The organism is Streptomyces sp. NPDC086787, from assembly GCF_044745865.1.
In the GTDB taxonomy this organism is placed as follows: Bacteria; Actinomycetota; Actinomycetes; order Streptomycetales; family Streptomycetaceae; genus Streptomyces.
This window is the reverse complement of the sequence record NZ_JBIVBC010000004.1, coordinates 369,160-393,515: the sequence shown is the minus strand read 5'-3', so window position 1 is coordinate 393,515 and position 24,356 is coordinate 369,160. Positions and strand designations below refer to the sequence as shown.

Sequence of the window (24,356 nt, the reverse complement as noted above, 5' to 3'; positions counted from 1 at the left end):
CCGCCATCGCGCCCGACCCCGGTCGCACCGCACCACCAGAAACGAGCACCACCCGCATGCCCGCTCAGCCCTCCAAGCTGCGAACAAAGTCCCCCGCCCTGCTGGTGGCCGAATCCGGCGCCGACCGCGACGGCCACGGCCTCAAGCGCACGATGGGCCTCTTCCAGCTGATCTGCTTCGGCGTCGGCGCGATCGTCGGGACCGGCATCTTCGTCGGCCTCTCCGACTCGGTCGCCCAGGCCGGCCCGGCCGTCGTCGTCTCCTTCATCCTCGCGGCGATCACCTGCGTCTTCACCGCCTTCTCCTTCGCCGAGCTGGGCGGCGCGATCCCGGTCTCCGGCTCGTCGTACTCCTTCGCCTACGCCGGCCTCGGCGAGACCACCGCCTTCCTGGTCGGCTGGTGCCTGCTCCTGGAGTACGGCATCTCGATCTCGGCCGTCGCCGTCGGCTGGAGCCAGTACGTCAACGAACTGCTCGACAGCCTCTTCGGATGGCACTTCCCCCGGGCGCTGTCCGGCGGTCCCGCCGAGCACGGCGTCGTCAACCTGCCCGCCGTGATCGTCATCGCCATGGCCTGCGTGCTGCTGGTGCGCGGAGTGCGCGAGAGCGCCCGTGCGACCGCCACCATGGCCGCGGTCAAGCTCGTCATCCTCGTCGCCTTCTGCGCCATCGGCTACAGCGCCTTCAAGGACGGCAACCTCACCCCGTTCTCCCCGGCCGGGCTCGGCGGCATCGGCGCGGGCACCACGGCGGCCTTCTTCTCGTACATCGGCTTCGACGCGATCACCACCGCCGGTGAGGAGGCGAAGAACCCCCGCCGTGACATCCCGGTCGCCATCCTCGTCTGCATGGGCATCGTGACCCTGCTGTACTGCGCGGTCGCCGTCGCCGCCATCGGCGCCATCGGCGGTGACCAGGTCGCCGACCGGCCGGCCGCGCTGTCGTACGTCGTCAACCAGGTCACCGGCTCCACGGTGGGCGGCGGGGTCATCGCCTTCGGCGCGGTCGTCGCCATCGCCTCCGTGGTGCTCGCCGTGATGTACGGCCAGACCCGCATCCTGATGTCCATGTCCCGCGACGGACTCGTCCCCCGCGTCTTCGAGAAGGTGTCCCCGCGCACCTCCACGCCCGTGACCGGCACCCTGATCGTCGCCGCCGTCTTCGCGCTCCCGGCCGCCTTCGCGCCGCTGGACGCCGTGATGAACCTGTGCACCATCGGCACGCTCGCCATCATGGCCGTGGTCAACATCACGGTGATCGCCCTGCGCCGCCGCGAACCGGGCCTCGCCCGCAGCTTCCGGGTGCCGCTCTACCCGGTCGTGCCGGTGCTCGGCGTCGGCTTCTGCCTGTACCTGATGTACGAGACGGGCTGGCGGACCTGGATCCAGTTCGCCGCGTTCCTCGCGGCCGGGTTCCTGGTGTACGTCCTCTACGGACGCCGGAACTCCACGCTGACCAGGACGGCCGCCGCGGCCGGGGTCACGCCGGTCGACGCCGCTGAGCGGGAACCACAGGGAGTCTGAACCACACGGCCTTGCCCGACTCGGTCGGGCGGTGACCGCAGGACGAGCTGAGGGCGCGGATCAGCAGCAGACCGCGCCCGTGCTCCTGCCACGGGTCCGGCGCCTCGAGGACGGGCCGGGCCAGCTGACCGGGCGGCGCCGGGTCCGGGTCGTGCACCTCGACCTGGCAGCCGGTCGGCAGCATCTCCACCACCAGCTCGATCGGGCCGCTCCCCGTGGCGTGCTCCACCGCGTTGGCGACCAGCTCCGCCGTGAGCAGCTCCGCCGTGTCGCTGTCGGCCAGGTGCCGCTGGTCCGCCAGCGCCGAACGCACCAGGGCACGCGCCACCGGCACCGCGGCGGCGGTGTGCGGCAGCGCGACGCGCCAGGAGGCGGGGACGGGTCCGGGATCGTGCACGAGGAGATGGTACGGCCCCGAACTAAAGAAGCCCTCGTGCGGGTGCCTCTGTTGCGTACTCGTGACGACAGTCACAAATGGGTGATAGCTTCATGGGGTAGAGCATGTGCAGAGCAACGTGAGGCAGTGCCCCCGAGGAGGCCGCCCGTCATGAGTCCGTTCACCGGCTCCGCCGCCCGCACCGCCCACTGGGAGCATCTGCGGGTCGAGATCGCCGAGGGAGTGGCCACCGTCACCCTCGCGCGCCCCGAGAAACTCAACGCCCTCACCTTCGGTGCCTACGCCGACCTGCGCGACCTGCTCGCCGAGCTGTCCCGCGAGCGGGCGGTGCGCGCCCTGGTGCTGTCCGGCGAGGGGCGCGGCTTCTGCTCCGGCGGCGACGTCGACGAGATCATCGGCGCCACCCTGTCCATGGACACGGCCCAGCTGCTCGACTTCAACCGGATGACCGGCCAGGTCGTGCGGGCCGTGCGCGAGTGCCCGTTCCCGGTGATCGCCGCGGTGCACGGCGTGGCCGCCGGGGCCGGAGCCGTGCTGGCGCTCGCGTCGGACTTCCGGGTGGCGGACCCGAGCGCGCGCTTCGCCTTCCTCTTCACCCGCGTCGGTCTCTCCGGCGGGGACATGGGCGCCGCCTATCTGCTGCCCCGGGTCGTCGGCCTCGGCCACGCCACCCGCCTCCTGATGCTCGGCGACCCTGTGCGGGCGACCGAGGCCGAGCGGATCGGCCTGATCAGCGAACTGGCCGAGGAAGGCCACACCGACGAGGCCGCCCAGTCCCTGGCCCGCCGCCTGGCCGGCGGCCCGGCCCTCGCGTACGCCCAGACGAAGGCCCTCCTCACCGCGGAGCTGGACATGCCCCTGGCGACCGCGATCGAACTGGACGCCTCCACCCAGGCCCTGCTGATGAACGGCGAGGACTACGCGGAGTTCCACGCGGCGTTCACGGAGAAGCGGCCCCCGAAGTGGCAGGGCCGGTGACTCCCATGGCCGACACGCGGATGCCGACCTCACCGGCGCGACGAATCGCGATCATCGGCGGCGGCCCGGGGGGTCTGTATGCCGCGGCCCTGCTGAAACGCCTGGACCCCAACCGGGAGATCACCGTCTGGGAACGCAACGCCCCGGACGACACCTTCGGCTTCGGAGTGGTGCTCTCCGACGAGACCCTGGGCGGCATCGAACACGCGGACCGGGCCGTGTTCGAGTCCATGCAGAGGGACTTCGTCAGATGGGACGACATCGACATCGTCCACCGCGACACCCGCCAGACCTCCGGAGGACACGGGTTCGCCGCCCTCGGCAGGAAGCGCCTCCTGGAGATCCTCCACGAGCGCTGCCGCGACCTGGGAGTGGAGCTGCGCTTCCGCGCCGAGGCCCCCCACCCGGACCGGCTCCGCGAGGCATACGACCTCGTCGTCGCCGCCGACGGCGTCAACAGCAGCACGCGCGAGGCATACGCCGAGGTGTTCCGGCCGCACGTGACCACGCACCGCTGCCGCTACATCTGGCTCGCCGCCGACTTCGCCTTCACATCGTTCCGTTTCGAGATCGCCGAGACCGAGCACGGCGTGATGCAACTGCACGGCTACCCCTACGCGGCCGACGCGTCCACCGTGATCGTCGAGATGCGCGAGGAGGTGTGGCAGGCCGCCGGCTTCGCGGAACTGGACGAGGAGGGGTCGGTCGAACGCTGCGCCAAGATCTTCGCGGACGCGCTCGGCGGCCGACCGCTGCGCTCCAACAAGTCGGCGTGGACGACGTTCCGCACGGTGGTCAACGAACACTGGTCGCACGGCAACCTCGTCCTGCTCGGCGACGCCGCGCACACCGCCCACTTCTCCATCGGCTCCGGCACCAAGCTGGCCGTGGAGGACGCCCTGGCGCTGGCCGCATGCCTGGAGGAACAGCCCTCCCCGGCCGAGGCGTTGGCGGCCTACGAGCAGGAACGCAAGCCCGTCGTCGCCTCCACCCAGCGAGCCGCCCGCGCCAGCCTTGAGTGGTTCGAGGACATCGCCCGCTGTCTCGACCGGCCGCCCCGCCAGTTCGCGTTCAGCCTGCTCACCCGCAGCCGCCGCGTCACCCACGACAACCTCCGGCTGCGCGACGCCGGTTTCACCGAGGCCGTGGAGCACGAGTTCGGCTGCCCGCCCGGTACGCCCCCGATGTTCACCCCGTTCCGGCTGCGCGGTCTGACCCTGCGCAACCGGGTCGTCGTCTCGCCCATGGACATGTACTCCGCCGAGGAGGGCGTCCCCGGCGACTTCCACCTGGTCCACCTGGGCTCCCGGGCGCTCGGCGGCGCCGGTCTGCTGATGACCGAGATGGTGTGCGTCAGCGCGGAGGGCCGTATCACCCCCGGCTGCACCGGCCTCTACACCGGCAGACAGGCCGAGGCCTGGCGGCGGATCACCGAGTTCGTGCACACTCGGGCACCGGGCACGGCGATCGGCGTGCAGCTCGGCCACAGCGGCCGCAAGGGCTCCACCAGGCTGATGTGGGAGGGCATGGACGAGCCGCTGCCCGACGGCAACTGGCCGCTCGTCGCCGCCTCCCCGATCCCGTACAAGCCCGGCAGCCAGACCCCGCGCCAGCTCTCCCGCGCCCAACTGACCGACATCCGTGAACAGTTCACATCCGCCGCCTGGCGTGCCGCCCGCGCGGGCTTCGACCTGCTCGAACTGCACTGCGCCCACGGCTATCTGCTGTCCGGCTTCCTCTCCCCGCTCACCAACCAGCGCACCGATGCCTACGGCGGCTCGCTCGCCAAACGGCTGCGCTTCCCGCTGGAGGTCTTTGACGCGGTGCGCGCGGTGTGGCCGGAGGAACGGCCCATGACCGTCCGGATCTCCGCCACCGACTGGGCCGAGGGCGGCACCACGGCCGAGGACGCCGTGGAGATCGCGCGTGCCTTCGCCGGACGTGGCGCCGACGCGATCGACGTGTCCACCGGCCAGGTGGTGGCCGAGGAGCGGCCGGAGTTCGGGCGGTCCTACCAGACGCCGTTCGCCGACCGGATCCGGCACGAGGCGGGCATCCCGGTGATCGCTGTCGGCGCGATCTCCTCCTGGGACGACGTCAACTCCCTGATCCTGGCCGGACGCACCGACCTGTGCGCACTCGCCCGCCCCCACCTCTACGACCCGAACTGGACCCTGCACGCGGCCGCCGAACAGGACTACGACGGCCCCGCCGTCAGCTGGCCGTCCCCCTACCGGGCGGGCAGCCGCCGCCCGCAGACAGGGCGCACGGACGCCCCCAAGCCGCGGCTGACCCTGGGGACCTGACGGAGGATCACAGCCCGGCGAACTCGGCCCCGGCGTCCCGCAGTCGCGCGTGCAGCCCCCGGAACACCTCCGTCGAGCGGGCGCCCGGCCAGTCCGCGGGGAGCAGGTGCGGGGGCAGGCCCGGGTCGGTGTAGGGCAGGTGGCGCCAGCTGTCCAGGGCCGGCAGATAGTCGCGGTACGCCTCCTCGGGCGGGGTGTCCGGGCGGGCCTCCCAGGCGTGCAGCACCCGCGCATGGGCGTCGAGGAAGGCCTCGTGCTGCTTGGCGATGGCGGCCAGGTCCCACCAGCGGGCGACCGCCTCCGCCGTCGGCGCGAAACCGAGGTGCTCGCCGCGGAAGAAGTCGACGTACGGGTCGAGCCGCAGCCGTCGCAGGGTGTGCCGGGTCTCCTCGTACAGCCGTGCCGGGGCGATCCACACCCCCGGGGCGGCCGTGCCGAAGCCCAGGCCCGCCAGCCTGGAGCGGAGCACGTGCCGCTTCTGCCGTTCCGACTCGGGGACCGAGAAAACGGCGAGCACCCAGCCCTCGTCCTCTGGCGTAGCGGTCGGGTAGATGCGCCGGTCACCGTCGTCGAGCAACTGACGTGCCTCGGGCGACAGTTCGTAGCCGGCGGCGCCCGCCTCGGTGCGTGCGGGCAGCAGCAGGCCCCGCCGCTTCAGCCGCGACACCGACGAACGCACCGAGGGCGCGTCCACGCCGACCGCGGCGAGCAGCCGGATCAGCTCGGCGACGGGTACGGGGCCGGACACGAAGCGGCCGTACGCGCCGTAGAGCGTGACGATGAGGGACCGTGGTGCGTGCTGCTCGGACACGTTGATCATCTTAGGTCTTCGGAATCACTGCTGGTCCTCGCCGGTGCGCAGCCGGAAGCGCTGGAGTTTGCCGGTCGCCGTGCGCGGCAGCGCGTCGAGGAAGACGATCTCGCGCGGTGCCTTGTAGGGCGCCAGCTCGGACTTCACGAAGCCGCGCAGCTCGTCCGCGTCCCGTTCGGCACCCTCCTTCAGCACGGCGTATGCCACGACCACCTGACCGCGGTCCTCGTCGGGCCGCCCGATCACGGCCGCCTCGACCACGTCGGGGTGGCGCAGCAGCGCGTCCTCCACCTCAGGTCCGGCTATGTTGTACCCGGCCGAGATGATCATGTCGTCCGCCCGGGCGACGTACCGGAAGTAGCCGTCGCTCTCCCGGACGTACGTGTCGCCGGTGACGTTCCAGCCGCCGCGTACGTACTGCCGCTGCCGGGGATCGGCGAGGTACCGGCAGCCGACCGGCCCGCGCACGGCGAGCAGCCCGGGCTCGCCGTCCGGCAGCGGCTCCCCGTGCGCGTCCTGCACGCGCGCCTGCCAGCCGGGCACCGGGACCCCCGTCGTCCCGGGCCGGATCCGCTCGTCGGCGGCGGAGATGAAGATGTGCAGCAGTTCGGTGGCGCCTATGCCGTTGATGATCCGCAGCCCGGTGCGCTCGTGCCAGCCCCGCCAGGTGGCGGCGGACAGGTTCTCGCCCGCGGACACACAGCGCCGTAGCGACGAGACGTCGTGCCGGTCCAGGTCGTCGAGCATCGCGCGGTAGGCGGTGGGCGCGGTGAACAGCACGGAGACCCGGTGCTCGGCGATCGCGGGCAGCAGCTGCCGGGGGCCGGCCTGTTCGAGCAGCAGGGCGCTCGCTCCGGCGCGCATCGGGAACACCACCAGTCCGCCGAGCCCGAAGGTGAAACCGAGTGGGGGACTGCCCGCGAACACGTCGTCCGCGCGCGGTGCGAGCACATGCCCGGAGAAGGTGTCGGCTATGGCGAGCACGTCCCGGTGGAAGTGCATGCACCCTTTCGGGCGGCCGGTGGTGCCGGAGGTGAAGGCGATCAGTGCCACGTCGTCGGCCGCGGTCGGCACGGCGGCGTACGGGGTGCCGGGCGCGGGCCTGCGCAGCAGGTCGTCGGGGGCGTCACCGCCGTAGGTGGCGATACGCAGCCCGGGTATCTCGGCCTTGGCGAGGTCGTCGACGGACCTGACGTCGCACAGCGCGTGCTCCACCCGGGCTATCGAGCAGATCGTGGCCAGCTCGTGCGGGCGCTGCTGGGCCAGTACGGTGACGGCCACAGCGCCCGCCTTCAGTACGGCCAGCCAGCAGGCCGCGAGCCAGGGCGTGGTGGGGCCGCGCAGCAGGACGCGGTTGCCGGGGACCACCCCGAGGTCGCCGGTGAGGACGTGCGCGATCCGGTCGACGCGGGCACGCAGCTCGCCGTAGGTCCAGGAGGCATCGGTGGGCGTGTGGAACACCGGCCGCGCCGGGTCGGCGTGGTCCAGAAGTTCCGCGGCGCAGTTGAGCCGCTCGGGGTAGTGCAGCTCCGGCAGGTCGAAGCGGAGTTCCGGCCACTGGTCGGCCGGCGGCAGATGGTCGCGCGCGAAGGTGTCGACGTGCGCCGAGTCGTACATGACGGTTCGCCCCCTTGCCTGGTGGGCTCGCGGGTGGGGTCGCGCAAGGAGCGTATCGTGTTGGTGACGGCAGTCAACAGTCCGCGATACCGTCGAGTGTGGGCCGGTGGCGGCCCACAGTGGAGGGAGGACCGGCCCGTGCCCGCATTCTCGCTCGGACCCGAACAGACCGCCTGGTGTGCCGAGCTGCGCACCCTGGCCGCACAGCGGCTGCGCCCGCTGGTGGAGAAGGGCGAGCCGGGACACGTCAACCGGCCGCTCCTCGCCGAGCTGGGCCGCCTGGGCCTGCTGTCCAGACTGTTCACCTCCGGCGCCCTCGACCTGTGCCTGATGCGTGAATCCCTGGCACAGGCCTGTACGGAGGCCGAGACCGCGCTCGCTCTCCAGGGCCTCGGCGCCCACCCGGTGCACGCCCACGGCACCCCGGCCCAGCGGGAACGCTGGCTGCCCCGGGTGGCCGACGGCGACGCCGTGGCGGCGTTCGCGCTGAGCGAGCCGGGCGCGGGCTCGGACGCGGCGGCACTGGAACTCAGGGCGGAGCCGGAGAGCTCCGGGCGCTGGCGGTTGTCCGGACGCAAGTGCTGGATCTCCAACGCCCCCGAGGCCGACTTCTACACGGTCTTCGCCCGCACCACCCAAGGCGCGGGCGCCCGCGGCGTGACCGCGTTCCTCGTCCCCGCCGACCGTCCCGGCCTGACCGGCAACGCACTGGAGATGCTCTCCCCGCACCCCATCGGCAGCCTCGACTTCGAGGCCGTACCCGTCACCGCGGACGATGTGCTCGGCGAGGCCGACCGGGGGTTCCGGGTCGCGATGGGCACCCTCAACCTGTTCCGCCCCAGCGTCGGCGCGTTCGCGGTCGGCATGGCACAGGCCGCGCTCGACGCGACCCTCGACCACACCGCCCGTCGCGACGCGTTCGGCGGCAAGCTGATGGACCTTCAGACGGTCGCCCACACGGTCGCGGAGATGGCCCTGCGCACCGAGTCCGCCCGTCTGATGGTCTACGCGGCGGCGACCGCCTACGACGATGCCGCCCCCGACGTCCCCAAGCGGGCCGCCATGGCGAAGCTGCTGGCCACCGAGACCGCCCAGTACGTCGTCGACGCGGCCGTCCAACTGCACGGCGCCCAGGCCCTGCGACTGGGCCACCCACTGGAGCACCTGTACCGCGAGGTGCGCGCTCCGCGCATCTACGAAGGCGCCAGCGAGGTCCAGCGTGGCATCATCGCCAAGGAGTTGTACGCCGCCGCGCGCACCGCGCCGCAGACCGCCGGGGAGGCACCATGACGGCTGAACGCATCAACCCGCCCGAACTCTCCCCGCCCCAGGGGTTCTCGCACGCCGTGGTCGCCACCGGCAGCCGCCTGGTCTTCCTCGCGGGCCAGACCGCCCTGGACACCGACGGCAAGATCACCGGCGACACCTTCCCCGAGCAGTTCGAGAAGGCCCTGACCGGCCTGCTGACCGCCCTGACCACCGCCGGCGGCACCCCCGCCGACCTCGCACGCGTCACCGTCTACGCCACCGACGTCGCCGCCTACCGCGCCCACGCCCGCGAAATCGGCGCCATCTGGCGCCGGTTGGCGGGCCGGGACTACCCGGCGATGGCGGTCGTGGAGATCGTCCGCCTGTGGGACGCGGAGGCACTGATCGAACTGGACGGCTTCGCGGTGCTGCCCTAGGGGGTGTCCGACGGCAGGGCCGGGTTCGTGGACGGTCAGGCGGCGGCCGTCAACGGGTGGTTCGCCGGTGCCCGGTGCGGAGGCACCACGCTTCCGTCGGCGTGCAGTTCGCCCGTGTCGTCGAAGACGATCCCCCCGTCGCACCGCAGGGTCCACCCCTGCTCGGGGTGGGCGGCGACGATGTGCGGGGCGCCGCTGTCGTGGGCTGGGGTCTGGTGAGAACACATGGCGCACCTCCGCGTCGGGTGTGACGGGTGCCGACGGCCAGTTCACCGCCCGGCACGAGTAGACCATGCCCCACTCGTGAACGGCTCGGAACGGGCTGCGGCGCAACGTGACAACACATGGACAATTCCCGGACCGTTCCACGACCGCGGTGACGCGCCACCGACCGAGTGAAGGTCACACCTCGCGCCGCGCCCGCCCGGTACGAGTGGAGTCCCCGCCCGCACGACCCGAAGGGTAGCCATGCCCGTGCCCCCGCGCCCCGCCCTCGCCGCGACCGTCGGCGCCCTCGTACTGCTTCTCACCTCCGCCGCCGCCGCCTCCGCAGGCTCCGGCGAGACCGTGACGGTGGACCCGACCGGCCGCATCGCCTCCGACGGCACGATCACCCTGTCCGGCACCTACCGCTGCACCGGCGGCCGGGGACCGGTGTTCATCAGCTCCTCCGCCGGTCAGAGGGCCCGGTCGGTCCAGCACGCCATCGGCGGCACCGCGGCCGTGTGCGACGGCGCCGAACACGCCTGGAGGAACTCCGGCAAGGTCACCCCCAACCCGCTCCGCCCCGGCAGGGCCCACATCGAGGCCGCCGTCATGGAACTGCGTCCCCTGGGCGGCCTGCCACTGCCGCACTTCCACGCCGAACGTCGGCGGGACGTGACGTTGAAGAGGGGCTGACCGGCCGCCTGCACCGCCGCCCGGTGCCCGAGGCTCCCTTGGCGGCCGACGCGGCCGTCGCCGTACGCTGCCCGAACCGCACCGCTTCAGCAGCCGATGGGGAGTTCCCGCGTGACCGAGCCGACTGCCCCGGACAAGAAACCCTTTCTGTACGTCGTCGTCTGCGCGAGCGGGATCGCCGGCGAGGTCGGCACACTGATCACCGCCGCGCAGCAACGGCACTGGGAGGTGGGAGTCGTCGCCACCCCGCAGGGACTGGGCTTCCTCGACACGGAAGTGATCGAGGCGCGGACCGGCCATCCGATCCGGTCCGCCTGGCGCCGCCCCGGCGAGGCCCGGCCGCTTCCTCCCGCGGACGCGATCGCCGTGGCCCCGGCCACGTTCAACACGGTCAACAAATGGGCCGCCGGGATCTCCGACACCCTCGCGCTGGGCATCCTGTGCGAGGCCTACGGCATGGGTGTCCCCACCGCCGTCCTGCCGTACCTCAACGCCGCCCAGGCCGCCCACCCTGTCTACCGGCAGAGCCTGGCACGGCTGACCGGGATGGGCGTCCTGGTCGGCTCGTACGAACCGCACGAGCCGAAGGCCGGGGGAGGCGTCCAGCGCTTCCGCTGGACGGAAGCGCTGGACCTGCTGGAGCCGGTCAGATATCTCGGAACGTCTCGATCTGCGCCCCCACCGAGTTGAGCCGCTCGGCGAGCTCCTCGTAACCCCGGTTGATGACGTACACGTTGCGCAGCACCGACGTGCCCTCGGCCGCCATCATCGCGAGGAGGACGACCACGGCGGGGCGCAGGGCGGGCGGGCACATCATCTCGGCGGCGCGCCAGCGGGTGGGGCCCTCGACCAGCACGCGGTGGGGGTCGAGGAGCTGGAGGCGGCCGCCCAGGCGGTTGAGGTCGGTCAGGTAGATGGCCCGGTTGTCGTAGACCCAGTCGTGGATCAGCGTCTTGCCCTGCGCCGCCGCGGCGATGGCCGCGAAGAACGGGACGTTGTCGATGTTGAGGCCGGGGAACGGCATCGGGTGGATCTTGTCGATCGGCGCCTCCAGCTTGGAGGGGCGCACGGTCAGGTCGACCAGCCGGGTGCGGCCGTTGTCGGCGACGTACTCGGGGGTGCGGTCGTGGTCGAGGCCCATCTCCTCCAGGACCGCCAGCTCGATCTCCAGGAACTCGATGGGAACCCGGCGCACCGTCAGCTCCGACTCGGTCACCACGGCGGCGGCGACCAGGCTCATCGCCTCGACCGGGTCCTCGGAGGGGAAGTAGTCGACGTCCGTGTCGATGTCCGGCACGCCGTGCACGGTGAGGGTCGTGGTGCCGATGCCCTCGACCCTGACACCCAGCGCCTCCAGGAAGAAGCACAGGTCCTGGACCATGTAGTTGGAGGAGGCGTTGCGGATGACGGTGACGCCGTCGTGCCGGGCGGCGGCCAGCAGCGCGTTCTCGGTCACGGTGTCGCCGCGCTCGGTCAGTACGATGGGGCGGTCGGGGCTGACGGACCGGTCCACCTGGGCGTGGTACTGGCCCTCGGTGGCGGCGATGTCGAGCCCGAAGCGGCGCAGCGCGATCATGTGCGGCTCGATGGTCCGGGTGCCGAGGTCGCAGCCGCCGGCGTACGGCAGCTTGAAGTGGTCCATGCGGTGCAGCAGCGGGCCGAGGAACATGATGATGGAGCGCGTGCGTACGGCGGCCTCGGCGTCGATGGCGTCCATGTCGAACTGGGCCGGCGGCACGAGCTCCAGGTCGGTCCCGTCGTTGATCCACCGGGTCCGTACGCCGATCGAGTTCAGGACCTCCAGCAGACGGTAGACCTCCTCGATCCTCGCGACCCTGCGCAGCACCGTGCGTCCCTTGTTGAGGAGGGAGGCGCACAGGAGGGCGACACACGCGTTCTTGCTCGTCTTCACGTCGATGGCGCCGGACAGCCGGCGCCCGCCGACCACGCGCAGATGCATCGGGCCCGCGTAGCCCAACGAGACGATCTCACTGTCCAGCGCTTCACCGATTCGGGCGATCATCTCAAGGCTGATGTTTTGGTTGCCGCGCTCGATACGGTTCACGGCGCTCTGGCTGGTGCCGAGCGCTTCCGCGAGCTGTGCCTGTGTCCAGCCGCGGTGCTGGCGGGCGTCACGGATGAGCTTGCCGATGCGTACGAGGTAATCGTCTGCCATGAGGTCGAGGCTATCTCAGATATGAGATGGCGCTCGCTGCGGGGGGCTGTTCGGGTGAAGGGGCGTGTCGTCGCAGGTGACATCCGGGGTGGACGCCGGGGTGGGTCCGGGCATGACCATCCGGCCCCGGTGTACTAGAGTTATCTCGACATCGAGATATCTGCCGAGGCGCACCGCAGCCGCACGCATCGTCAGAGTGGCGGTAAGGCTTACCTAACTTAGCCTTACCTTAGCGGATCGGCCAGTACAGCGTGGCGGCAGGATGCGGTGGTACGCGCACATCAATGAAGGAGACTGTCGTGTCGGCGAACAGCTTCGACGCCCGCAGCACGCTGCAGGTGGGCGACGAGTCGTACGAGATCTTCCGGCTGGACAAGGTGGAGGGCTCGGCCCGGCTGCCGTACAGCCTCAAGGTCCTGCTGGAGAACCTGCTCCGCACGGAGGACGGCGCGAACATCACCGCCGACCACATCCGCGCCCTCGGCACCTGGGACTCCCAGGCCCAGCCCTCGCAGGAGATCCAGTTCACGCCGGCCCGCGTGATCATGCAGGACTTCACCGGCGTCCCCTGCGTCGTGGACCTCGCGACCATGCGTGAGGCCGTGAAGGAACTCGGCGGCGACCCGGCCAAGGTCAACCCGCTCTCCCCGGCCGAGCTGGTCATCGACCACTCCGTCATCGCCGACAAGTTCGGCACGAAGGAAGCCTTCGGCCAGAACGTCGAGCTGGAGTACGGCCGCAACAAGGAGCGCTACCAGTTCCTGCGCTGGGGCCAGACCGCCTTCGACGACTTCAAGGTCGTCCCCCCGGGCACCGGCATCGTCCACCAGGTGAACATCGAGCACCTGGCGCGCACGGTCATGGTCCGCAACGGGCAGGCCTACCCCGACACCCTCGTCGGCACCGACTCGCACACCACCATGGTCAACGGCCTCGGCGTCCTCGGCTGGGGCGTCGGCGGCATCGAGGCCGAGGCCGCGATGCTCGGCCAGCCGGTCTCCATGCTCATCCCGCGCGTCGTCGGCTTCAAGCTCACCGGTGAGCTCAAGCCCGGCACCACCGCCACCGACCTCGTGCTCACCATCACCGAGATGCTCCGCAAGCACGGTGTCGTCGGCAAGTTCGTCGAGTTCTACGGCGAGGGCGTGGCCGCCACCTCCCTCGCCAACCGCGCCACCATCGGCAACATGTCGCCGGAGTTCGGTTCCACCGCCGCGATCTTCCCGATCGACGGCGAGACCCTGAACTACCTGCGCCTGACCGGCCGCTCGCAGCAGCAGGTCGCGCTGGTCGAGGCGTACGCCAAGGAGCAGGGCCTCTGGCTGGACCCGGCCGCCGAGCCGGACTTCTCCGAGAAGCTGGAGCTGGACCTCTCCACGGTCGTCCCGTCGATCGCCGGCCCGAAGCGCCCGCAGGACCGCATCGTCCTCGCGAACGCCGCCGAGCAGTTCAAGACCGACGTCCGCAACTACGTCGACACCGCCGACGAGGCGGGCAAGGAGTCCTTCCCGGCCTCCGACGCCCCGGCCACCGCCAACGGCGTCCCGTCCAACCCGGTCGTCGTCACCGCCCCCGACGGCTCGACCTACGAGATCGACCACGGCGCGGTCACCGTCGCGGCCATCACCTCCTGCACCAACACCTCGAACCCGTACGTCATGGTCGCCGCCGCCCTGGTGGCCAAGAAGGCGGTCGAGAAGGGCCTGACCCGCAAGCCGTGGGTCAAGACCACCCTCGCCCCGGGTTCGAAGGTCGTCACGGACTACTTCGACAAGGCCGGTCTGACCCCGTACCTCGACAAGGTCGGCTTCAACCTCGTCGGCTACGGCTGCACCACCTGCATCGGCAACTCCGGCCCGCTGCCGGAGGAGGTCTCCAAGGCCGTCAACGAGCACGACCTCGCGGTCACCTCGGTCCTCTCCGGAAACCGGAACTTCGAGGGCCGTATCAACCCCGACGTCAAGATGAACTACCTGGCCTCCCCGCCGCTGGTCGTCGCGTACGCCCTCGCGGGCTCCATGAAGGTGGACGTCACCAAGGACGCCCTGGGCACCGACCAGGACGGCAAGCCGGTCTACCTGGCCGACATCTGGCCGACCGAGGCCGAGGTCAACGACGTCGTGGCCAACGCCATCGGCGAGGACATGTTCAACAAGTCCTACCAGGACGTGTTCGCCGGTGACGCCCAGTGGCAGTCGCTGCCGATCCCGACCGGCAACACCTTCGAGTGGGACACCGAGTCCACCTACGTCCGCAAGCCCCCGTACTTCGAGGGCATGCAGATGGAGCCGGCCCCGGTCACCGACATCGCCGGTGCCCGCGTCCTCGCCAAGCTGGGCGACTCGGTCACCACCGACCACATCTCCCCGGCCGGCGCCATCAAGGCCGACACCCCGGCCGGCAAGTACCTCACCGAGCACGGTGTGGAGCGTCGTGACTTCAACTCCTACGGCTCCCGCCGAGGCAACCACGAGGTCATGATCCGCGGCACGTTCGCCAACATCCGCCTGCGCAACCAGATCGCGCCGGGCACCGAGGGCGGCTACACCCGCGACTTCACCCAGTCCGCCGAAGGTGAAGGAGGGGCGCCGGTGTCGTTCATCTACGACGCCTCGCGCAACTACATCGAGCAGGGCATCCCGCTGGTCGTCCTGGCCGGCAAGGAGTACGGCTCCGGCTCGTCCCGCGACTGGGCCGCCAAGGGCACCGCGCTGCTCGGCGTGAAGGCCGTCATCGCCGAGTCGTACGAGCGCATCCACCGCTCGAACCTCATCGGCATGGGCGTGCTCCCGCTCCAGTTCCCGGAGGGCCAGACCGCCGAGACCCTCGGCCTGACCGGCGAGGAGACCTTCTCCTTCACCGGCGTCGAGGAGCTGAACAACGGCACCACGCCGCGCACGGTGAAGGTCACCACCGACTCCGGTGTCGAGTTCGACGCGGTCGTCCGCATCGACACCCCCGGTGAGGCCGACTACTACCGCAACGGCGGCATCATGCAGTACGTGCTGCGCAACCTGATCCGCAACTAGGCAGTGCGGTACACAGCGCGGCAAGCGGTGAAGTAAGCGGTACGGCTCAGCCGTTCAGGGCCGCATCCCCGGCAACGGGGGTGCGGCCCTTCGCCGTTCCCGATCCCCGGCGGGGTTCCCCGTTCACGCCAGGGCGTCCAGTCCGTCCAGATCGTCCAGGTCGTCGAGGTCCGCCAGGTCCTCCAGGACGTCCGACGGCAGTTCACAGAGCGCGTCCGCGGTGTCCGCCAGCGTCTGTTCGGCCCAGATGGTCTTGCCCTGGGGGGTGTAGCGGGTGCCCCAGCGCTCGGTCATCTGGGAGACGAGGAAGAGGCCGCGGCCACCTTCGTCGGTGGTGGCGGCATAGCGCAGATGCGGTGACGTACAGCTGCCGTCGGTGACTTCGCAGGTGAGGGTGCGGTCCAGGATGAGGCGCACATGGATGGGCGGCGTGCCGTAGCGGATCGCGTTCGTCACGAGTTCGGTGAGGACCAGCTCGGTGGAGAAGGCGAGGTGGGGCAGACCCCACTCGTTGAGCCGGCGGGTGACGTCGCTGCGCATACGCGACACGGCGGCGGGGTCGCAGGGGATGTCCCACTCCGCGATGTGGTCGGGCGCCAGCGCGTGGGTGCGGGCGATGAGGAGGGCGACGTCGTCCTTGGGGCGGGTGGGCAGGAGCTGGTCGAGGACGGCCTGGCAGGTGTCCTCGGGGGTCCGGTGGGGGTGGCCGTGGAGGGCCTGCCGGAGGAGTTCCATGCTGTCGTCGAGGTCGCGGTTGCGGTCCTCGATGAGACCGTCGGTGTAGAGGACGAGCTGGGTGCCCGGAGTGAGGTGGAGGGTGGTGGTCTGGAAGGGCAGGCCGCCGAGACCCAGGGGCGGACCGGTGGGGATGTCCGGGTAGGTGGTGGTGCCGTCGGGGTGGACGAGCGCGGGAGCGGGGTGCCCGGCGCGGGCGACGGTGCACGTCTGGTTGATCGGGTCGTAGACGGCGTAGAGGCAGGTGGCGCCGATGATCTCCGGGCTGGAGTCGGCGGTGGTCTCGCCCTGGTCGATGCGGGCGACGAGGTCGTCGAGGTGGACGAGGAGCTCGTCGGGGGGAAGGTCGAGGGTGGCGAAGTTGTGTACGGCGGTGCGCAGCCGGCCCATGGTGGCGGCGGCGTGCAGGCCGTGGCCGACGACGTCGCCGACGGCGAGGGCGACCCGGCTGCCGGGCAGCGGGATGACGTCGAACCAGTCGCCGCTGACGCCGGAGTGGGCGGGCAGGTAGCGGTAGGCGACGTCCAGCGCGGTGTGCTCGGGCAGGGCCCGGGGCAGCAGGCTGCGCTGGAGCGTGACGGCGACGGCGTGCTCGCGCGTGTACCGCCGGGCGTTGTCGATGCTGACCGCGGCCCGTGCGACCAGTTCCTCGGCGAGCGACAGCTCCTCCTCGTCGAACGGCTCGGGCCGCTTGGCCCGCCAGAAGTGCGCCATCCCCAGCACCACACCCCGCGCCTTGATGGGCGCCGAGATGAGGGAGTGGATTCCGAACGCGACTATCTCCTGCGCCCGCGGCGGGTCCTGCATCTGCCAGTCCTCCGCCTCCGCCAGGTCCGCGACCAGTTCGGAACGCCCGCTGTCATAGCTGCGGGCCATGGGGGTGAACGGCAGGAAGTCGATCAGCTGGTCCTTGGGGTACAGCGGGGCGTCGTCGCGGATCCCGCACACCGCCACCCGCCGGATCCCGGTGGCCGTGGGGGTCGGCTCCTCTCCCTGGAGCACCGAATCGGCCAGGTCCACGGTCACGAAGTCCGCGAACCTCGGTACCGCGACCTGCGCCAGCTCGTCGGCCGTACGCACCACGTCCAGGGTGGTACCGATCCCCAGCCCGGCGTCGTACAGCAGCTTCAGCCGCTCCCGCGCGAGCTCCGCGCGCCCGGACACCGCCTGGAGCTCGGTGGAGTCGCGCAGGGTCACCACCGTCGTCCCGCAGTCACTGCCGGGGTTGGTCGGACGCTGGTTGACCGCCAGCAGGCGCTCGCCGGCCAGGTGCACCTCGTCCGTGGCCTCACGCCCGGAAGTCAGCAGGGCCACCATCTCGGCGGCCAGGCCCGACAGCTCCCAGACGGGGGAGCCCTCCGCGTCGGGCGGCAGTTCCAGCAGCCGGCGCGCCTCGTCGTTGACGAGCAGCAGCCTGCCGTCCTCGCCGACGATCAGCACCCCTTCGCGCACCGAGTGCAGCACCGTGTCGTGATGTTCATACATACGGGACATCTCGTCCGGGGCGAGGCTGTGCGTCTGGCGCCGCAGCCGCCGTCCCACCATGGCGGTGCCGCCGGTCGCCACCACGAGCGCACCGGCGCCGGAGCCCATGATGATCGGCAGCTGCCGGTTCACCTCGCTGGTCACGTTCTTGACCTTCAGGCCCGCGGACACCAGGGCCTTCACCCTGCCGTGGGAATCGTCGATGGGCACGGTGGCCTGCACCTCGTGCCCGAGCGGGCCGTGGACGCTCTCGGTGTAGACCTTTCCGGCCAGGGAGGGTTCGATCCGGCCGACGAACCGCTGGCCGATCTTGCTCGGCATGGGGTGGGTGTAGCGGATGCCCTTGGTGTCCATGACCACGATGAAGTCGACACCGGCGGCCCTGCGTCCGGCCTCGGTGAGGGGTTGGAGCACCTTCGACGGATCAGAGGTCTTCAGTGCCGCGAGGACACCGGGCGAGTGCGCGAAGGTCTGCGCGACAGCGACGGACCGCCGCTTGGCCTCTTCGCTGGTGTCACGCTCCGACTGCAGAACGAGGGCGATGACCGCGCCGAGGACGAGCAGTACCACCAACGCGACCTGGAGCACGAAAACCTGTCCGGCAACGCTGCGCGGGCTTCTGCCGGTGACTGAACGCAATGAGAAGCGTCGAAACCGGACGAATCTGTCCGCCATAGCGACATTTGTAGCATCGGCGGCTCGCGGTGGCTATGGCCTGGGCAGATTTTGGATTCTTCGTGAGCAGCCGCGAGCCGCCGTGAGCGGCTCTGGGCGGACCCGGTGGCGATGTGCGCACCGGGTCCGCGAGCCGGGCGGATGAGGGGGGTTCGGGCCCGCCCGGAGGGTGCTTCCCCGCTCGGCGGAGCCGAGAGACTCGGGAAGCGTGCTTGTGCCGACTTCGGGCACCGACAACGTTGTCGAGTGATCTGCCATGACTTTACCGCGCCAACCGACAACGATGTCAAGCGACTTCGGGTCGCTCAACAGAGTGAGCCGGGGGCGTGTCGGCGCGGGTGCGCGCGACCCTCCGTGCTACCTGTGTGCGACCCTTTCGTGCCGCTTCGTGCCGGGTCAGGCGAGCAGCTCCACCTCCGCCAGCGTCGACTCACTGTCGAGGACCAGCCGGTACTTCCGGTACGAACCCGGTGCGGCGACGGTGAACGCCCGGGTCTGGCGGTCCCACCTGAACGGTTCGCCGGAGCGGTGGTCCAGGGTCCGCCAGGCCTCGCCGTCCGCGGACCCCTGGAGAGTCCAGCCCGCCGGAGCCGTGGCATGGTCCGCGGACGAGGTCAGCGTGTACTGGACCGCCCTGGTGGCTCCGCTCACCGGCAGGTCCACGGAGGTCACCGCGGCGTCCGTCGCCGAGGTGTCGTCGAACAGGGCACCGGCGCCCCGCAGCACGTCCGCACGTGGCGTCGGCACCTGGTCGTCCCGGGTGACGGAGACCGGGGCCGCGTTCCGTCCGGTGCCCCACTTCGAGGGCGTGGCGCCCATCCGGAACTCCAGCACCCCGCCCTTGGCCAGCAGTGCGTGCGGAAGCGAAGTCGACGTCCAGGCACGGCCGTTGACCGTCAGGCTCTGCACGTACACGTTCTTCGCGCTGTTCTTCGGTGCCTTGATCACCAGGTCCCGGCCGTTCTCCAGGTGGACGGTCGCCTTCCTGAACAGCGGGGAGCCGATGGCGTATTCGCCGCTGCCCATGACCAGCGGGTAGAAGCCGAGGGCCGAGAAGAGGTACCAGGCCGACTGCTCGCCGTTGTCCTCGTCGCCGTGGTAGCCCTGCCCGATCCCGCTGCCCGTGTAGAGGCGGGAGAGCGCCTCGCGGACGTTGCGCTGCGCCTTCCAGGGCTCGCCGGCCGCGTCGTACATGTAGATCGCGTGGTGCGCGACCTGGTTGGAGTGGCCGTACATGCCCATCCGCACGTCCCGCGCCTCGGTCATCTCGTGGATGACGCCGCCGTAGGAGCCGACGAATTCGGGGGAGGCGGTCTCCGGGGTGCTGAAGTACCGGTCGAGCTTGTCGCCCAGTCCGCCGCGGCCGCCGTAGAGGTTGGCGAGACCGCGGCTGTCCTGCGGGACGCTGAAGGCATACCCCCAGCCGTTGGTCTCCGTGTAGTCGTAGCCCCACACCCGGGGGTCGTAACCCGCCGACCCGACACGCCAGTTGCCCTTCGGGTCCCGGCCCTGGAAGAAGCCCGCGCGGGTGTCGAACAGGTCGACGTAGTTCCGGGCGCGGTTGAGGAAGTACGCGGACTCTTCCTGGTAGTGCCGCTCGCCGGTCTTCCGGTGGAGGGCCTCGCCCATCTTCGCGATGCCGTAGTCGTTGACGTAGCCCTCCATCGCCCAGGACAGACCCTCGTCCGTGGCGGTGCTGGTGTAGCCGAGGAAGGGCGAGGTGCTCATGCCCTTGCGGCCCACGCCCGAGGACGGGGGCACCACGGTGGCGTTCTTCAGGGCCGCCTCGTACGCGGCCTTCGCGTCGAAGCGGACGCCCTTGACATACGCGTCCGCGAACGCGACGTCGGAGGAGGTGCCGGTCATCAGGTCGGCGTAACCGGGGGAGGACCAGCGCGAGGTCCAGCCGCCGTCCTTGTACTGCTGCACGAACCCGTCGACCATCGAACCCGCTTGACCGGGTGTCAGGAGTGAGTAGGCGGGCCATGTCGTGCGGTAGGTGTCCCAGAAGCCGTTGTTGACGTATACCCTGCCGTCGACGATCTTCGCACCGGTGTGCTCCGGGGTGTCCGGACCGGGCATGGGGGAGAAGGGCGAGGCGTACCGCTCCCTGCCGTCGGCCTTCTCGAAGCCGGAGTTGGGGTACAGGTACAGCCGGTACAGCGAGGAGTACAGCGTGGTCAGCTGGTCCGGGGTGGCGCCCTCGACCTCGACCTTGCCGAGCAGCCGGTCCCAGGCCCGCTGGGCCCGCGTCCGCACGGTGTCGAAGGAGGTGCCGTCGGGGATCTCCTGGCGCAGGTTGTCCTTCGCCTGGTCGACGCCGATCAGCGAGGTCGCCAGCCGCAGGGTGACGGTGCGGTCGGCGCCCGCGTCGAACCGCAGATGGCCCTTGACGCCGCTGGAGGCGCCGTCCGTCACCGGCTTGTCGAACGTGCCGTAGACGAAGAGCCGGGTCGCGCCCGTCGACAGCCCCGACTTGACGTCGGAGTAGCCGGTGACGATCCCGTGCTCCCGGTCGAGGGTGAGCCCCGCCTGCTCGGTGACGTTGTCGAAGACCACGCTCGCGTCGTCGCCGGGGTAGGTGAAGCGCAGCGCGGCGGCGTGGTCGGTCGGCGTCATCTCGGCCTTGAGGCCGTTCTCGAAGCGGACGCCGTAGTAGTAGGGGCGCGCGGTCTCGCTCTCGTGCCGGAAGGCCAGCGCCCGTGCCGTGCGGCCGGTGGGCGGAGTGCCGGCGGCGGCGGACGGCATCAGCTGGAAGGTCTGCCGGTCGCCCATCCAGGGGCTGGGCTCGTGGCTCACACTGAACGCCTGGATCGTGGGCAGGTTGGCGTCGTTGTTCGCGCGCGCGTATTCGTACAGCCAGCTCAGGGAGGACGCGTTGGTCACCGGCGTCCAGAAGTTGAAGCCATGCGGTACGGCGGTCGCCGGGAAGTCGTTGCCGCGCGAGAAACCGCCGCTGGAGTTGGTGCCGCGGGTGGTCAGCGCGTAGTCGGACAGATGTGCCCTGGGCTTCTCCGGGGCCACCGCCTTGAGCGCGACGTCGTCGATCCAGCCGCGGAACCTCGCGGGCCCGGACGGGGAGTCGTAGGCGAGCAGGATCCGGTCGACGGTCCTGCCCGCCGCCACGGAGCCGATCCGCGCGGCCACGTCGTTCCACTGATTCACGTACAGCGCCTTCGACGCGCCCTGTCCCCGTGGTGACAGCGGGAAGCCGTGCTGGTCGGTCGCGCCCAGGTCGCTGAGGTGGGTGCCGTCGGAGAAGGCCAGGTCGACGGAGACGTTCGTGGCGTCGTAGTCGCGGTCGCCGTCGGCCATGGCCGGGAAGATCCGGTACGACAGCCGGGTTTCGCGGCCGACCCGCACATGCACGTCGAAGACCTTGTTGTACGAGTACGCCCGCCCGGCCGCCGTGTGTCGTCCCGCGTACCGCAGGGCCCTGGTGCCGGTGAAGCCGACGCGGGCCTTGGCCGTCGGCGATCCGCCGGGGCCGTGGTCGACCAGGGACAGCATGTCCTGTGGGATCGGCCCGCCGCTGCCGCCCGTGGAGAACTGGACGTCGGCGAGCTGCACGATGTCCGGGGCGCCGTTGTTCCTCGTGATGTCGAGCCGGAAGTGCTGGTACTCGGCCGGTTCGGCGAGGTCGTACGACACGGTCCGCAGCCGTTCGGAGAAGGACTCGCCCGACCGGGTGTCGAGGGTCTTCCAGTCCTTGCCGTCCGTGGAGCCCTGGAGGGTCCAGTCCCTCGGGTCGCGCTCGGCGTGGTCGTTGGCCGAGGTGAGGGCGTACGTCACGACCCTGACCGGTCTGTCCAGGTCGAACTCGGCCCAGCCGGTGGGCTCGAACGCCAGCCACTTGGTCTCCGGCTCGCCGTCGGTGAGGTTCTCCTTCACCTCGCCCGCGCCCTTGTTCTCGGCGCTCGCGCGTACCTCGGTGACATGGTCGGTCGCGTTGCCGGGGATGCCGGTGGTGTATCCGCCGTCGACTCCCGAGGCGCGCCTGCTTCCGTCCGGTCCGGTGTCGACGGTGTTCAGCCAGTCCGGTGCCGGGTCGCCGGCTTCGAACGAGGATGCGAACTCCCGGGCGGCTGCCGGTGTCTGGGCGGGCAGGGCGACCACGGCGCCCTGCGAGCCCACCGCCATGACGAAGGCGGCCGTGAGAACGGCCGCCGGAGCCCATCTGTGCCGAGTTCTCCGCTGCAAAACGGGTCCTCTCCGCGCGTACGTCGGACAACGTTGTCAAGTTCGTGCGCAGAGACCAGTAGGAGTCAAGTGGTCCTTGATGTCAAGGGTGTTGGGCGTGGCATTCAGGGGTCAATGGGGCGGAACCAGCCGGGGTGGCGCGCGCGGCGGGCTCATATTTCCGCGAGGTCTCAACTCGGAAAAGACCCACGGCCAACCTTGCGCCCGATCTTGCCCCTTCGGCCGGAAGTGGACTATACCTGTCGGCGTTTCCTGCACGCCCCAGCACTACCCCGACAGCGGTGCCGGGAGGGTCCGGTGTACCGCCTGAGTCCTGGAGAAGGCGAGGACTTTGAGCATGGGATCCACTTCCGCAGCGAACGAAGGCACCACTTCCGCAGAGAGCCACGGCACCACTTCCGCGGGGAGCCACGGCACCGACGGTGTGGGCCGTCGCGATCTGATCAGGCGGTCCGTCGCACTCGGCCTGGTCTCCGTACCCGCGATGGGTCTGCTGTCCGCGTGCGCCAGCGGCGGCGGGGGCGACGACAGCGGCGACGGACAGGGCAAGGGCAAGACGTCCAAGGCGAACCCCTTCGGCGTGGAGAAGGGCGGCAAGCTCGACGTCGTGATCTTCAAGGGCGGGTACGGCGACGACTACGCGAAGGCGTGGGAGGCGAGCTTCCAGAAGGATCTCGGTGTCACCTCCACGCACACCGGCACCCAGGAGATCACCGGCAAGCTCCAGCCCCGCTTCAACGCCGGCAACCCGCCGGACATCGTGGACGACTCGGGGGCCCAGCAGATCAAGGTCGACGTCCTCTACAAGAACGGTCAGCTGCTCGACCTCGCCTCGGTGCTCGACGCGCCCTCGGTCGACGACCCGGGCAAGAAGGTCCGCGAGCTGATCATTCCCGGCACCCTGGACGCCGGTATGCAGGAGGGCAAGATCGTCGCCCTCAACTACATCTACACCGTCTGGGGTCTGTGGTACTCCGGCAAGCTCTTCAAGGAGAAGGGCTGGGCGGAGCCCAAGACCTGGGACGACTTCCTCGCGGTCTGCCAGGAGGCCAAGAAGCAGGGCATCGGCGGCCTCGCCCACCAGGGCAAGTTCCCCTACTACATCAACGTCGCCATCATGGACCTGATCGCCAAGAAGGGCGGTCTGGACGCCATGAAGGCGATCGACAACCTCGACCCCAGGGCGTTCGTGGGATCCGACGCGGCACAGGCGGGCATCGAGGCGATCTACGAGATCGTCGAGAAGGGCCTGCTGATGCCCGGCACCAACGGCCTGACCCACACCGAGTCGCAGACCCGCTGGAACCAGTACAAGGCCGCCTTCATCACCTGCGGCTCCTGGCTGGAGAACGAACAGCTCAAGCAGACGCCCGCCGACTTCGACATGAAGTTCATGCCGATGCCGCTGCTGTCCGGCAGCAAGCTGCCGTACGAGGCGATCCGGGCCGGATCCGGCGAGCCCTTCGTCATCCCGGCGAAGGCGGGCAACCTGGCCGGGGCAAAGGAGTTCATGCGGCGCATGCTCTCCAAGGAGTGGGCGACGACGTTCGCCAAGGAGGCCAACTCCCTCACCATCCTCAAGGACGGCGTCGACCCGGGTGTGAAGCTGCGCCCGGGCACCCAGTCCACCGTGGAGGCGTCCAAGGCGGCCGGTGACAACACCTTCCGCTATCTGTACCCCGAGTGGTACAGCGAGATGGACGCGACCATCCAGAACGCGTCGAACGAGCTGATGGCCAAGCGCATTCAGCCGAAGGAGTGGCTGAAGCGGGCCCAGGCCGCGGTCGACAAGCAGGCCAAGGACCCGGCCGCCAAGAAGAACCACCGGGACTGACCGAC

Annotated in this window: 16 protein-coding genes; 9 read left to right on the top strand and 7 right to left on the bottom strand. The window is 70.4% G+C overall.

Annotated features, from left to right (window positions below; genetic code table 11):
• The first annotated feature begins 56 nt into the window (after window positions 1-56).
• A complete protein-coding gene (locus tag ACIPK3_RS13870; protein WP_402569302.1) occupies window positions 57-1,523 on the top strand; it encodes an amino acid permease in 1,467 nt (488 codons plus the stop codon).
• Here the strand turns inward: ACIPK3_RS13870 and ACIPK3_RS13865 are convergent.
• A complete protein-coding gene (locus tag ACIPK3_RS13865; RefSeq protein ID WP_402569300.1) occupies window positions 1,480-1,920 on the bottom strand; it encodes an ATP-binding protein in 441 nt (146 codons plus the stop codon). The two genes, ACIPK3_RS13870 and ACIPK3_RS13865, sit on opposite strands and share 44 nt — an antisense overlap.
• Window positions 1,921-2,070: 150 nt before the next feature.
• Here ACIPK3_RS13865 and ACIPK3_RS13860 point away from each other — a divergent pair, with 150 nt between their 5' ends.
• The gene (locus ACIPK3_RS13860) at window positions 2,071-2,898 is read left to right on the top strand and encodes an enoyl-CoA hydratase family protein (protein WP_402569298.1); all 828 of its coding nucleotides are present in this window, start codon (window positions 2,071-2,073) and stop codon (window positions 2,896-2,898) included.
• A 5-nt stretch (window positions 2,899-2,903) separates the two neighbouring features.
• On the top strand, window positions 2,904-5,204 hold the full coding sequence (locus ACIPK3_RS13855) for a bifunctional salicylyl-CoA 5-hydroxylase/oxidoreductase (protein ID WP_402569296.1): 2,301 nt from the start codon (window positions 2,904-2,906) through the stop codon (window positions 5,202-5,204).
• A 7-nt stretch (window positions 5,205-5,211) separates the two neighbouring features.
• On the opposite strand, the gene ACIPK3_RS13850 is transcribed toward ACIPK3_RS13855, so the two are convergent.
• The gene (locus ACIPK3_RS13850; protein WP_402569294.1) at window positions 5,212-6,024 is read right to left on the bottom strand and encodes a PaaX family transcriptional regulator C-terminal domain-containing protein; all 813 of its coding nucleotides are present in this window, start codon (window positions 6,022-6,024) and stop codon (window positions 5,212-5,214) included.
• Between the two features lie 15 nt (window positions 6,025-6,039).
• On the bottom strand, window positions 6,040-7,632 hold the full coding sequence (locus tag ACIPK3_RS13845) for an AMP-binding protein (RefSeq protein ID WP_402569292.1): 1,593 nt from the start codon (window positions 7,630-7,632) through the stop codon (window positions 6,040-6,042).
• 138 nt (window positions 7,633-7,770) lie between these two features.
• On the opposite strand from ACIPK3_RS13845, the gene ACIPK3_RS13840 reads away from it, so the two are divergent.
• Window positions 7,771-8,922, top strand: a complete 1,152-nt coding sequence (locus ACIPK3_RS13840; protein ID WP_402569290.1) for an acyl-CoA dehydrogenase family protein — start codon at window positions 7,771-7,773, stop codon at window positions 8,920-8,922.
• Window positions 8,919-9,317 carry a RidA family protein gene (locus ACIPK3_RS13835; protein WP_402569288.1) on the top strand — a complete coding sequence of 133 codons (399 nt, stop codon included), beginning with the start codon at window positions 8,919-8,921 and terminating at the stop codon, window positions 9,315-9,317. Before ACIPK3_RS13840 ends, ACIPK3_RS13835 begins: the two co-directional genes overlap by 4 nt.
• A 35-nt stretch (window positions 9,318-9,352) precedes the next feature.
• Here the strand turns inward: ACIPK3_RS13835 and ACIPK3_RS13830 are convergent, their stop codons facing one another.
• The gene (locus ACIPK3_RS13830; RefSeq protein ID WP_402569286.1) at window positions 9,353-9,544 is read right to left on the bottom strand and encodes a DUF5999 family protein; all 192 of its coding nucleotides are present in this window, start codon (window positions 9,542-9,544) and stop codon (window positions 9,353-9,355) included.
• A 247-nt stretch (window positions 9,545-9,791) separates the two neighbouring features.
• On the opposite strand from ACIPK3_RS13830, the gene ACIPK3_RS13825 reads away from it, so the two are divergent.
• Both ACIPK3_RS13825 and ACIPK3_RS13820 read left to right on the top strand, forming a co-directional pair.
• Window positions 9,792-10,217: a DUF6299 family protein gene (locus ACIPK3_RS13825; protein WP_402569445.1), complete on the top strand. Its 426-nt coding sequence runs from the start codon at window positions 9,792-9,794 to the stop codon at window positions 10,215-10,217.
• Between the two features lie 111 nt (window positions 10,218-10,328).
• Complete coding sequence (locus ACIPK3_RS13820) at window positions 10,329-10,907, top strand: flavoprotein (protein WP_402569284.1); 579 nt, start codon at window positions 10,329-10,331, stop codon at window positions 10,905-10,907.
• On the opposite strand, the gene ACIPK3_RS13815 is transcribed toward ACIPK3_RS13820, so the two are convergent.
• Window positions 10,864-12,393, bottom strand: coding sequence for a helix-turn-helix domain-containing protein (locus ACIPK3_RS13815; RefSeq protein ID WP_402569282.1), 1,530 nt, complete (start codon window positions 12,391-12,393; stop codon window positions 10,864-10,866). The two genes, ACIPK3_RS13820 and ACIPK3_RS13815, sit on opposite strands and share 44 nt — an antisense overlap.
• A gap of 299 nt (window positions 12,394-12,692) precedes the next feature.
• On the opposite strand from ACIPK3_RS13815, the gene acnA reads away from it, so the two are divergent.
• Window positions 12,693-15,422, top strand: coding sequence for an aconitate hydratase AcnA (gene acnA, locus ACIPK3_RS13810; protein WP_402569280.1), 2,730 nt, complete (start codon window positions 12,693-12,695; stop codon window positions 15,420-15,422).
• Between the two features lie 123 nt (window positions 15,423-15,545).
• Here acnA and ACIPK3_RS13805 read toward each other — a convergent pair whose 3' ends face one another.
• Together ACIPK3_RS13805 and ACIPK3_RS13800 are read right to left on the bottom strand one after the other, a co-directional pair.
• A complete protein-coding gene (locus ACIPK3_RS13805; RefSeq protein ID WP_402569278.1) occupies window positions 15,546-18,317 on the bottom strand; it encodes a SpoIIE family protein phosphatase in 2,772 nt (923 codons plus the stop codon).
• A gap of 396 nt (window positions 18,318-18,713) precedes the next feature.
• Window positions 18,714-22,457 carry a GH92 family glycosyl hydrolase gene (locus ACIPK3_RS13800; RefSeq protein WP_402569443.1) on the bottom strand — a complete coding sequence of 1,248 codons (3,744 nt, stop codon included), beginning with the start codon at window positions 22,455-22,457 and terminating at the stop codon, window positions 18,714-18,716.
• Between the two features lie 397 nt (window positions 22,458-22,854).
• Here ACIPK3_RS13800 and ngcE point away from each other — a divergent pair, with 397 nt between their 5' ends.
• Window positions 22,855-24,351, top strand: coding sequence for an N-acetylglucosamine/diacetylchitobiose ABC transporter substrate-binding protein (gene ngcE, locus ACIPK3_RS13795; RefSeq protein ID WP_402569276.1), 1,497 nt, complete (start codon window positions 22,855-22,857; stop codon window positions 24,349-24,351).
• The last annotated feature ends 5 nt before the right edge of the window (window positions 24,352-24,356 follow it).

Bases quoted from the DNA above. Each gene is read 5' to 3' on its own strand.
- ACIPK3_RS13870 (WP_402569302.1), top strand. From the start codon at position 57: ATGCCCGCTCAGCCCTCCAAGCTGCGAACAAAGTCCCCCGCCCTGCTG.
- ACIPK3_RS13860 (WP_402569298.1), top strand. From the start codon at position 2,071: ATGAGTCCGTTCACCGGCTCCGCCGCCCGCACCGCCCACTGGGAGCAT.
- ACIPK3_RS13855 (WP_402569296.1), top strand. From the start codon at position 2,904: ATGGCCGACACGCGGATGCCGACCTCACCGGCGCGACGAATCGCGATC.
- ACIPK3_RS13850 (WP_402569294.1), bottom strand. From the start codon at position 6,024: ATGATCAACGTGTCCGAGCAGCACGCACCACGGTCCCTCATCGTCACG.
- ACIPK3_RS13845 (WP_402569292.1), bottom strand. From the start codon at position 7,632: ATGTACGACTCGGCGCACGTCGACACCTTCGCGCGCGACCATCTGCCG.
- ACIPK3_RS13835 (WP_402569288.1), top strand. From the start codon at position 8,919: ATGACGGCTGAACGCATCAACCCGCCCGAACTCTCCCCGCCCCAGGGG.
- ACIPK3_RS13830 (WP_402569286.1), bottom strand. From the start codon at position 9,544: ATGTGTTCTCACCAGACCCCAGCCCACGACAGCGGCGCCCCGCACATC.
- ACIPK3_RS13815 (WP_402569282.1), bottom strand. From the start codon at position 12,393: ATGGCAGACGATTACCTCGTACGCATCGGCAAGCTCATCCGTGACGCC.
- ACIPK3_RS13805 (WP_402569278.1), bottom strand. From the start codon at position 18,317: ATGGCGGACAGATTCGTCCGGTTTCGACGCTTCTCATTGCGTTCAGTC.
- ACIPK3_RS13800 (WP_402569443.1), bottom strand. From the start codon at position 22,457: ATGGCGGTGGGCTCGCAGGGCGCCGTGGTCGCCCTGCCCGCCCAGACA.
- ngcE (WP_402569276.1), top strand. From the start codon at position 22,855: ATGGGATCCACTTCCGCAGCGAACGAAGGCACCACTTCCGCAGAGAGC.